Source organism: Tardiphaga sp., from assembly GCF_041424195.1.
GTDB lineage: Bacteria > Pseudomonadota > Alphaproteobacteria > Rhizobiales > Xanthobacteraceae > Tardiphaga.
In genome coordinates this window covers 26197-36351 of record NZ_JBGMOE010000199.1, presented here as the reverse complement: position 1 = coordinate 36351, position 10155 = coordinate 26197, and the positions used below count along the sequence as shown (strand labels likewise).

At 62.7% G+C, this 10155-nt stretch carries 8 protein-coding genes; 6 read left to right on the top strand and 2 right to left on the bottom strand.

From position 1 onward, the window contains the following. Window positions 1–58: 58 nt before the first annotated feature. Window positions 59–544 carry a type II toxin-antitoxin system RatA family toxin gene (locus ACEK02_RS27575; RefSeq protein ID WP_371424655.1) on the top strand — a complete coding sequence of 162 codons (486 nt, stop codon included), beginning with the start codon at window positions 59–61 and terminating at the stop codon, window positions 542–544. Here the strand turns inward: ACEK02_RS27575 and ACEK02_RS27570 are convergent. Both ACEK02_RS27570 and ACEK02_RS27565 read right to left on the bottom strand, forming a co-directional pair. Further along, window positions 534–1157: a CinA family protein gene (locus ACEK02_RS27570; RefSeq protein WP_371424654.1), complete on the bottom strand. Its 624-nt coding sequence runs from the start codon at window positions 1155–1157 to the stop codon at window positions 534–536. The two genes, ACEK02_RS27575 and ACEK02_RS27570, sit on opposite strands and share 11 nt — an antisense overlap. Before the next feature lies 1 nt (window position 1158). Next, complete coding sequence (locus ACEK02_RS27565) at window positions 1159–2355, bottom strand: bifunctional 2-C-methyl-D-erythritol 4-phosphate cytidylyltransferase/2-C-methyl-D-erythritol 2,4-cyclodiphosphate synthase (RefSeq protein WP_371424653.1); 1197 nt, start codon at window positions 2353–2355, stop codon at window positions 1159–1161. 232 nt (window positions 2356–2587) lie between these two features. Here ACEK02_RS27565 and dusB point away from each other — a divergent pair, with 232 nt between their 5' ends. The 5 genes from dusB to ACEK02_RS27540 all read left to right on the top strand — a co-directional run bounded on the left by dusB (window position 2588) and on the right by ACEK02_RS27540 (window position 10135). Further along, a complete protein-coding gene (gene dusB, locus ACEK02_RS27560; protein ID WP_371424652.1) occupies window positions 2588–3622 on the top strand; it encodes a tRNA dihydrouridine synthase DusB in 1035 nt (344 codons plus the stop codon). Continuing rightward, window positions 3619–4797 carry a nitrogen regulation protein NR(II) gene (locus ACEK02_RS27555; protein ID WP_371424651.1) on the top strand — a complete coding sequence of 393 codons (1179 nt, stop codon included), beginning with the start codon at window positions 3619–3621 and terminating at the stop codon, window positions 4795–4797. Before dusB ends, ACEK02_RS27555 begins: the two co-directional genes overlap by 4 nt. Window positions 4798–4811: 14 nt before the next feature. Continuing rightward, entirely contained in the window at window positions 4812–6254 is a 1443-nt protein-coding gene (ntrC, locus tag ACEK02_RS27550; protein ID WP_371424650.1) for a nitrogen regulation protein NR(I), read from the top strand. Window positions 6255–6446: 192 nt separating this feature from the next. Next, a complete protein-coding gene (locus ACEK02_RS27545; RefSeq protein ID WP_371424649.1) occupies window positions 6447–8732 on the top strand; it encodes an ATP-binding protein in 2286 nt (761 codons plus the stop codon). 32 nt (window positions 8733–8764) lie between these two features. After that, window positions 8765–10135: a sigma-54-dependent transcriptional regulator gene (locus ACEK02_RS27540; protein WP_371424648.1), complete on the top strand. Its 1371-nt coding sequence runs from the start codon at window positions 8765–8767 to the stop codon at window positions 10133–10135. The last annotated feature ends 20 nt before the right edge of the window (window positions 10136–10155 follow it).

Sequence of the window (10155 nt, the reverse complement as noted above, 5' to 3'; positions counted from 1 at the left end):
GAGGATTTCGCCAAGCTGCAGGCAGCGCGCGCCGCTCTCGCGCGCTGAGAACGCGACGATGCCGAGATTTGCCAACAAGCGCCGCGTGCGTCACAGCGCCTCCCAGATGTTCGAGTTGGTCGCCGATGTCGAGCGCTATCCGGAATTCGTGCCGCTCTGCAAATCGCTGAAGATTCGCCAGCGCACGCCGCAGGAAAATGGCACCGAGGTCATCGTTGCCGACATGACCGTGTCGTTCAAGCTGGTCCAGGAATCCTTCACCAGCCGCGTTACGCTGGATCGGCCGAACCTGAAGATCATGGTCGAATATCTGCGTGGTCCGTTCAGCAATCTCGAAAACCGCTGGACCTTTGAGCCGAAGGCAGACGACGGGGAATGCGACGTCGGCTTCTTCATCGCCTATGAGTTCAAGAGCCGCATGCTGGCGATGCTGATGGGCACGATGTTCGATGCTGCATTCCAGCGCTTTGCCGTAGCCTTCGAGAAGCGCGCGGACGAAGTCTATCGTGTGCCACGAGTCACGGGCGTTCCGTCTACTTCTTAGTTGTCGGCTTCTTCAAGGGTGCCGTAGGCCTACGACGCTTGACGGCCGTGCGTCGCGGCGAGCGCGCCACACGCGGCCGCGCCAGATTTGCTGCCGCGCGCTTCTTGGCTGGTGGCTGCGGTCCGCGCGCCAATTCGATGAGCATCCGCAAGGCTTCCAGCACCGAGCGCTGACGCACCGCGCTGCGGCCGATGGCGCCGAAACGGCACTCCTTGTTGACGATGCGACCGTCACGCGATGCGACGGCAAAATGCACGAGGCCGACCGGCTTGCCGGGCGTTGCGCCGCCAGGACCAGCGATTCCGGTGATCGAGACCGCGAGATCGACATCCGCCTCTTCCAGCGCACCGACGGCCATCTGGATTGCGGTCTCCTTGCTGACCGCGCCGAAGCTCTCAAGTGTCGCCGTCTTGACGCCGAGCATCGCGTGTTTGGCGGTGTTGGAATAGGTGACGAAGCCGCGGTCGATCACGTCGGACGAGCCGGGAATTTCCGTCAGCGCGCCGGCGACGAGACCGCCGGTGCAGGACTCGGCGGTCGCGATCGTCAGCTTGCGGCTGCGGCAGAGATCGAGCAGCGCGCGGGAGAGGGCTCGTGCGTCACTCGCTGCCATATCAGTCGGTCCAGGGAAGGCGGATGGTGGCGGCGGCAGTGGCGGCGATGCCTTCTTCGCGGCCGGTGAAGCCAAGACGTTCGCTGGTGGTCGCCTTCACGGCCACGCGCGACAGCGCCACGCCGGTGATTTCGCTGATCTTCTCGCGCATCGTATCGCGCAGTGGGCCGATCTTCGGCCGTTCGCAGATCAGCGTCACTTCGAGATTTGCGATTCGGCCGCCACGTGCGGTGACGCGATCGACGGCATATTTCAGGAATTTGTCGGAGGCCGCCCCCTTCCACTGGGGATCGCTCGGCGGGAAGTGCGAGCCGATATCGCCATCGGCCAGCGCACCCAGGATCGCATCGACCAGCGCATGCAGGCCGACGTCACCGTCGGAATGGGCAAGAAAGCCGCGTGTATGCGGCACGCGCACGCCGCAGATCATCAGGTGATCGCCGTCGCCGAAGGCGTGCACGTCGTAGCCCGTGCCCATGCGGATATCGCCGAGCGATGCTGCGAGACGCGCTTCTTCGCGAATGAAATCTTCGGGGGTCGTGAGCTTCATATTTGCAAGATCGCCTTCAAAGGTTGCCACGGTCAATCCCGCCCATTCGGCGAGCGCGGCATCGTCGGTGAAATCATCGCGGCCTTCTTTTGCAGCACGACGATGCGCTTCAAGGATGACATCGAAACGAAATGCCTGCGGCGTCTGCGCGCTGCGTAAGCGCGCACGGTCCGGCGTCGCTTCCACGTGACCGGCCTCATTGACCTGTTTGATCGTATCCGTGACGGCAACGCCCGGCACGGCAGCGCCGGTCATCTGCGCAGCGGCAATGGCGCGCTCGATCAAGGCCGGTGTCACGAAAGGGCGGGCTGCGTCATGGATCAGCACGATATCCGGTGCGTGATCGGCCAGTGCCTCCAGTCCGGCACGCACCGATGCCTGACGCGTCGCGCCACCATTCGCAGGAGCATGATACCGCAGCTCACTGACCGCCTCGTTGAAGGCCGCGATATCGTCAGGATTGGTGATCGGCTGGACGGCGAAGACCTGGGGATGGTTGCAGAACGGCTCCATGGCCCGCGCAATAACGCTGCGGCCTCCGATCATGCGATATTGCTTCGGTCCACCGGACCCGGCGCGAAGGCCGCGGCCGGCGGCAACGATAATTGCGGCTGTCTTCAAACCGGCAGTATTAGGTGATTTTGTCATCAGGGTCAGGTGATTAAGGGGTAAGCGGTGATCGCATAGCCCTTAGCACGGCCACGTGCAAAACCAGTATGATTACATTCTCGTGGCTGCATAAGGGTGCATTGCTGCACTGCACTTGCAAAATGAACTCATCTGTCTAATGTGTAGGCATGACGGTTGACTGCACAACAAATGTGCGCATTATGCGCCTTATGCCCGCAATGCAGCGGGCGAGAGAACGACGAGCAGGTCTGTGACCATCCCGGACTCAGTATACAGCAAGCGCTTACGAATTGGTGACATCGAGATCGCCAACCGGGTCGTTCTGGCGCCGATGTCGGGCATTACCGATGCGCCGTTCCGCAGGCTGACCGCCGAACTCGGGGCAGGCCTCGTCGTGTCAGAAATGACCGCCAGCGACGATCTCGTCAACGGCCGCCCCATGTCGGTATTACGGTGCGAAGCGACCGGGATCGGCCCGCATGTGGTTCAGCTGGCCGGCTGCGAGACCCGCTGGATGGCCGAGGGGGCCCGGGTGGCCGAAGCGGCGGGCGCCGACATCATCGATATCAATATGGGTTGCCCGGCGCGGCACGTCACCGGCGGCCAGTCCGGCTCCGCGCTGATGCGCGATCTCGACCATGCGCTGAAGCTGATCGAGGCGACGATCGATGCCGTGAAGGTGCCGGTGACCCTGAAGATGCGCCTTGGCTGGGACGATCGCACGCTGAATGCGCCAGAACTCGCGCAGCGCGCGGAGCAGGCGGGTGTACAGCTCATCACCGTTCACGGCCGCACCCGTTGCCAGTTCTACAAGGGCGAAGCCGACTGGAGCGCCGTGCGCCCTGTGAAGGACGCCGTCGGCATCCCCGTTATCGTCAATGGCGATATCACCTCCTACGACAAGGCTGTGAGCGCGCTTGAAATGTCTGGCGCCGACGCCGTCATGATGGGCCGCGGTGCGCAGGGCATGCCGTGGCTGCCGGGCCAGATTGGCCGGCGTCTCGAAACCGGCATCGCCGAAGCCGTGCCGTCGCTGCAGCAGCAGCTCGCCTATATCTGCGCGCTCTATGACGGTGTGGTCCGTCACTACGGCCTGCGCATCGGCCTGCGCCACGCGCGCAAGCATCTCGGCTGGGCGCTCGATGCCGCAGCAGCCACGAGCTGCGCACCCGCGGCCGTGCTGAAGACCTGGCGACAGAAGATCCTTACATCCGAAGATCCCTCCGGTGTGCAGCGGTCTCTGAACGACGCTTTTGACGATTTCGCATGGAGTGCCGCCGCATGAACGCCGCAGAGCACCGTCGCCCTGTCCCCACCGACAGTGAGGCCATTCTCAACGCGCTGCCGAATCCGGTGATCCTGATCGCGCCCGACGGCAAGATCGTCGACGCCAATATGGCCGCCGAATCCTTCTTCGAGATTTCCGCGCAGTTCCTGCGCCGGCAGTCGCTGAAAGAATTGGTGCCGTTCGGCAGTCCGCTGCTGGCGCTGATCGATCAGGTTCGCGCCGCCGGTTCGCCGGTGAACGAATACAAGGTCGATCTCGGCACGCCTCGCATTGGCGGCGATCGTCAGGTCGATCTGCACGTCGCGCCGCTCACCGAGCGACCGGGCCATATCGTGGTGATGCTGCAGGAACGCACCATTGCCGACAAGATGGATAGGCAGCTCACTCATCGCAGCGCCGCACGTTCGGTGATCGCGCTGGCGGCGATGCTGGCACATGAGATCAAGAATCCGCTGTCGGGTATCCGTGGCGCCGCACAGCTACTCGAGCAGTCGGCATCGTCTGAAGACCGCATGCTGACGCGCCTGATCTGCGATGAAGCCGACCGCATCGTCACGCTGGTCGACCGCATGGAAGTGTTCGGCGACGATCGTCCAGTGGCGCGTGGCCCGGTCAACATTCACTCCGTGCTCGATCATGTGAAGCGCCTGGCGCAGTCCGGCTTCGCCCGCAACATTCGCTTCATCGAGGACTACGACCCGTCGCTGCCGCCGGTGCTCGCCAATCAGGATCAGCTCATTCAGGTGTTCCTCAATCTGGTGAAGAACGCCGCGGAAGCCATCGTCGATCTCGGCTCCGACGGCGAGATCCAGCTTACCACCGCATTCCGTCCCGGCGTGCGCCTGTCAGTGCCGGGCAAGAAATCGCGCGTGTCACTGCCGCTCGAGTTTTGCGTCAAGGACAACGGTCCCGGCGTTCCCGACGATCTCCTGCCCAACCTGTTCGATCCCTTCGTCACCACCAAACCCACCGGAAGCGGCCTGGGTCTTGCATTGGTAGCGAAGATTGTCGGCGATCACGGCGGCATCATCGAATGTGAATCACAGCCTCGAAAGACGACGTTTCGCGTGCTGCTGCCAATGTTCAACCCCGCCAAGACATTGGACGACAAGACCCTTGATCCAAGCAACGCCGATGCCTCCGCGGCACCGACGAACACCTCACAGACGTAAGACGAGGACTAACGATGGCTGCAGGTAGCATTCTGGTCGCGGACGACGATACGGCGATCCGCACCGTCCTCAATCAGGCGCTGTCGCGCGCCGGATACGAGGTTCGTCTGACCGGAAACGCAGCCACGCTGTGGCGATGGGTCAGCCAGGGCGAGGGTGATCTCGTCATCACCGACGTGGTGATGCCCGACGAGAACGCATTCGACCTGCTGCCGCGGATCAAGAAGATGCGTCCCAATCTGCCAGTCATCGTGATGAGCGCGCAAAATACGTTCATGACCGCGATCCGCGCCTCCGAGCGCGGCGCCTATGAATATCTGCCGAAGCCGTTCGATCTGAAGGAACTGATCGCAATCGTCGGTCGTGCGCTGGCCGAGCCGAAGGAACGTGTCGCGAGCCACGCCGACGATGGTGAGTTCGACTCGATCCCCCTGGTCGGCCGCTCGCCGGCGATGCAGGAAATCTACCGCGTGCTCGCCCGCCTGATGCAGACCGATCTCACGGTCATGATCTCCGGCGAGTCCGGCACCGGCAAGGAACTGGTGGCCCGCGCGCTGCATGACTACGGCAAACGCCGCAACGGCCCGTTCGTGGCGGTCAACATGGCGGCGATCCCGCGCGATCTGATCGAGTCCGAACTGTTCGGCCATGAGCGCGGCGCCTTCACTGGCGCCAACGCCCGCGCCACCGGCCGCTTCGAGCAGGCCGAAGGTGGCACATTGTTCCTGGACGAAATCGGCGACATGCCGATGGAAGCCCAGACCCGCCTGCTGCGTGTGTTGCAGCAGGGCGAATACACGACCGTCGGTGGACGCACCCCGATCAAGACCGACGTGCGCATCGTGGCCGCCTCGAACAAGGATTTGCGCATCTTGATCCAGCAGGGTCTGTTCCGCGAAGACCTGTTCTTCCGCCTCAACGTCGTGCCGCTGCGCCTGCCGCCGCTGCGCGAGCGTATCGAGGATCTGCCGGACCTGATCCGACACTTCTTTGCCCTCGCTGAGAAGGACGGCCTGCCGCCGAAGAAGCTCGACGCTCTCGCGCTCGAGCGCATGAAGCAGCATCGCTGGCCCGGCAACGTGCGCGAACTCGAAAACCTCGCCCGCCGCCTGGCAGCGCTCTATCCGCAGGACGTCATCACCGGTTCGGTGATCGACGGTGAACTGGCACCGCCCGCTGTGGCCTCGGGTGGTAACACGCCGACCGGCGTGGATAATCTCGGTGGAGCTGTCGAGGTCTATCTGTCCTCGCACTTCTCCAGCTTCCCGAATGGCGTACCGCCGCCCGGCCTCTATCACCGCATTCTGCGCGAGATCGAGGTGCCGCTGCTGACTGCAGCGCTGGCGGCGACGAGGGGCAACCAGATTCGCGCCGCGGATCTGCTCGGTCTCAATCGCAACACGCTGCGGAAGAAGATTCGCGACCTCGACATTCAGGTCTATCGAACCGGGGGCTGATCCCGGCAGCGAGATCGAGCAATTCCAGGGTTTGAGACGCAAAAACAAACGAAAACGCAGGAGATGCGCTTTCGTTTGCTGGTCTGCGCCGCGGATTTGTCGTAATTGAGCAACATTGTTGTATGATTGCATCAGTGCGGTCCGGGCAATCCCCGGCAGCCGCACGGCGTCCACGCTCACCACATTGTCGGAATGACCAGCGCAGACACGTCGGCTACAGCCTATGAACCGTCGATGGCGGAGCCGCGCAGGTGGTCCCTGCGGCGGCTGTTCGTGCCTTTGGCCGTCGGCCTGGCACTCCTCTCGTCATGCCTGACCTTCGTCGTCCTGAATGGTCTGACGCCGATGGCGCCGACCCATCAGGTCGTCGTCACCTTCCTGCTGATCAATGCCGCCAGCGTCCTCCTGCTGGTCCTGATCATCGCCCGTGAAGTCTGGAAAGTGGTCCAGGCCCGCCGCCGGGGCAGGGCTGCCGCACGCCTTCACGTCCAGATTGTCAGCCTGTTCTCCGTGATCGCCGTGCTGCCGGCCGTGCTGGTGTCGATCGTCGCCAATGTGACGCTGGACCGCGGCCTCGACCGACTGTTCTCAGGCCCAACCCGTGCCGTGATCGGCAATTCACTGACCGTCGCCCGCGCTTACGTCCATGAGCATGCACAGCTGATCCGCGGCGATATCCTGGGCATGGCCAATGATCTCGCCCATATCCGTCCGCTCTACGACCAGGACCGCGGCACCTTCCGCAGCCTGCTGTCAGCTAACGCGGCGTCGCGTAATCTGCCGGGCGCCATGTTGATCGACAAGGATCGCAACGTCCTTGAATCCGCGCAAACCGGAATCCGTCAGGATTTCACGACGCCTGCGCCCGAATTTCTGCAAAACGTCAATGACAGCGAGCCCGAGATCGCCATCATTCCGGAGGGCAATTACGTCGCTGCCGTGATCCGGCTGAAGGCCTTCGACAACACCTTCCTTTATGTGGCGCGATTGCTCGATCCACGCGTGGTCGCGCAGTTGAAACAGACCGAGGCCAGCGTCGCCGAATATGCCGAACTGGAATCCCGAAGGCTGGGCATTCAGGTGGCCTTCGCGCTGATGTTCACGGTGATCGCACTGACGGTGCTGATGTCGTCGGTGCTGATCGGACTGAATTTCGCCAACTGGCTGGTGGCGCCGATCCGCCGCCTGATGGGCGCAGCCAACATGGTCTCGACGGGCGATCTGCATGTGCAAGTGCCGGTGATCCAGTCCGAGGGCGATCTCGCCCATCTCGGCGAGACCTTCAACAAGATGACACAGGAATTGCGTACGCAACGCGACGAACTGGTCAGCGCCAGCGACGTCATCGACAGCCGCCGCCGTTTCATCGAGGCCGTGTTGTCATCGGCCAGCGCTGGCATCATCGGTGTCGATGGCTCCAACATGATCGGCATTCTCAACCGCTCCGCCGAGAAGCTTGTCGGTCACTCGGAGTCCGAGACGTTGGGTCACCCGCTGCACGAGATCATCCCGGAGCTCGACGAGCTGATGCAGACCGCACGCGAGGGATCGCAGCGGCTGGTGCAGGGGCAGGTCACAATCACCCGCGACGGGCAGGAGCGTAACCTGTCGGTCCGTGTCAGCGCTGAACAGACCAGCCAATCGCGCGACAGTTACATCATCACCCTCGATGACATCACCGAACTCGTCTCCGCGCAGCGCACCTCGGCCTGGGCCGACGTGGCGCGCCGCATCGCTCATGAGATCAAGAACCCGCTGACGCCGATCCAGCTCTCTGCCGAGCGCATCAAACGCAAGTTCGGCAAGGTGATCGTCGATGACAAGGCGATCTTCGAACAATGCACCGACACGATCGTCCGGCAGGTCGACGATATCAGGCGCATGGTCGACGAATTCTCGCGCTTTGCGCGGATGCCCAAGCCCGTGATCGAAGGCGAGGACGTTGCCGACACCGTGCGTCAGGCCGTGTTCCTGATGCGGGTTGGTCATCCCGATCTGGATATTTCCGCCGAGATCAAGGAAGAGCCGATGCGCGCGCGGTTCGACCGCCGGCTGATCTCGCAGGCGCTCACCAACATCATCAAGAATGCGACCGAAGCCATCGAAGTGGTTCCTGCCGAAGAACTCGGAAAGGGTCGCATTGACGTCATCGCTTCCAGAGACAACGACGACGTCGTGATCGACGTGATCGACAACGGAATCGGCCTGCCGACCGTCAGTCGCTCGCGCCTGCTGGAGCCCTATGTGACGACGCGCGAGAAGGGCACCGGCCTCGGTCTCGCCATCGTCGGCAAGGTTCTGGAAGATCATGGCGGCCGTATCGAACTGAACGATGCTTCGAACATTCGCCCGGGACAGCGTGGCGCCTGGATGCGGTTGCGGTTCGCGGTGTCCGGTCAGAAAGCTGACGCGGACAAGAGCGAACCTGGCGCTACACCCGATGACGAACGCAAGATCAAAGCCGCTGCCGGCAGCTGACAAGAAAAAACATGACCAGGATATTTTGAGCCATGGCAAATGACATTCTGATCGTCGACGACGAAGCCGATATCCGCGACCTCGTTGCGGGCATTCTGGACGATGAAGGATTCAGCACGCGGACGGCGCGGGACAGCGATTCCGCCTTGTCGGAGATCGCCAATCGCCGCCCGAGCCTGGTGTTTCTCGACATCTGGCTGCAAGGCAGCAAGCTCGACGGCCTGCAACTGCTCGAGCAGGTCAAGCGCGACAATCCCGAATTGCCGGTGGTGATGATCTCCGGCCACGGCAATATCGAAACTGCCGTCGCCGCGATCAAGCGCGGCGCCTACGATTTCATCGAAAAGCCGTTCAAGGCCGATCGCCTGATCCTTGTCGCAACGCGTGCGCTCGAGACCTCGCGGCTGAAACGCGAAGTCAAGGAACTGAAACAGCTCGCGCCGATCGCCAATTCGCTAACTGGGCGCTCGGCCGCCATGAACCAGCTGCGCCAGACCATCGATCGCGCTGCCAAGGCCAATAGCCGCATTCTGATCGTCGGCCCTTCGGGCGCCGGCAAGGAGCTCGCAGCGCGCACGCTGCACGCGGCTTCCGCCCGTGCCACTGGACCGTTCGTGGTCATCAACGCCGCAGCGATTACGCCAGAGCGCATGGAAGTCGAACTGTTCGGCGTCGAGCAAACCAATGGCGAACAGGCGCGCAAGGCGGGCGCTCTGGAAGAAGCCCATGGCGGCACGCTGTTCATCGACGAGATCGGCGATCTGCCGCGCGAGACCCAGAACAAGATCCTGCGCGTGCTGGTGGACCAGACCTTCATGCGGGCGGGTGGCACGACCAAGGTGAATGTCGATGTCCGCATCATCTCGTCGACCGCGCGCAATCTCGAAGAGGAAATCGCCGAAGGTCGCTTCCGTGAGGACCTCTATCATCGCCTTTCGGTGGTGCCGATCCGGGTGCCGCCACTGTCCGAGCACCGTGAAGATATTCCGGAGCTGATCGAATATTTCATGGAGCAGATCTCCATCGCGACAGGCCTGCCGAAGCGGCAGATCGGCGAGGACGCCATGGCGGTGCTGCAGTCCCATGTCTGGCCGGGCAATATCCGCCAGCTCCGCAACAACGTCGAACGCGTCATGATCCTGGCCGGCGGCGGACCTGAGGTCATCATCACCGCCGACATGCTGCCGCAGGACGTCGGCTCGATGGTGCCGTCGATGCCCACCAGCAACAATGGCGAGCACATCATGGGCCTGCCGCTGCGCGAGGCCCGCGAAGTGTTCGAACGCGATTATCTGATTGCGCAGATCAGCCGTTTTTCGGGTAATATCTCGCGTACCGCTGAATTCGTCGGCATGGAGCGTTCGGCCTTGCACCGCAAGCTCAAGGCGCTCGGCGTCGGCTAAGCATTCGCACCAACTCAAAT

What these genes read in the sequence shown, in the direction of transcription:
- ACEK02_RS27565 (WP_371424653.1), bottom strand. Translation starts at nt 2,355, where the DNA reads ATGACAAAATCACCTAATACTGCCGGTTTGAAGACAGCCGCAATTATC.
- ACEK02_RS27575 (WP_371424655.1), top strand. Translation starts at nt 59, where the DNA reads ATGCCGAGATTTGCCAACAAGCGCCGCGTGCGTCACAGCGCCTCCCAG.
- ACEK02_RS27540 (WP_371424648.1), top strand. Translation starts at nt 8,765, where the DNA reads ATGGCAAATGACATTCTGATCGTCGACGACGAAGCCGATATCCGCGAC.
- ACEK02_RS27570 (WP_371424654.1), bottom strand. Translation starts at nt 1,157, where the DNA reads ATGGCAGCGAGTGACGCACGAGCCCTCTCCCGCGCGCTGCTCGATCTC.
- ntrC (WP_371424650.1), top strand. Translation starts at nt 4,812, where the DNA reads ATGGCTGCAGGTAGCATTCTGGTCGCGGACGACGATACGGCGATCCGC.
- ACEK02_RS27545 (WP_371424649.1), top strand. Translation starts at nt 6,447, where the DNA reads ATGACCAGCGCAGACACGTCGGCTACAGCCTATGAACCGTCGATGGCG.
- ACEK02_RS27555 (WP_371424651.1), top strand. Translation starts at nt 3,619, where the DNA reads ATGAACGCCGCAGAGCACCGTCGCCCTGTCCCCACCGACAGTGAGGCC.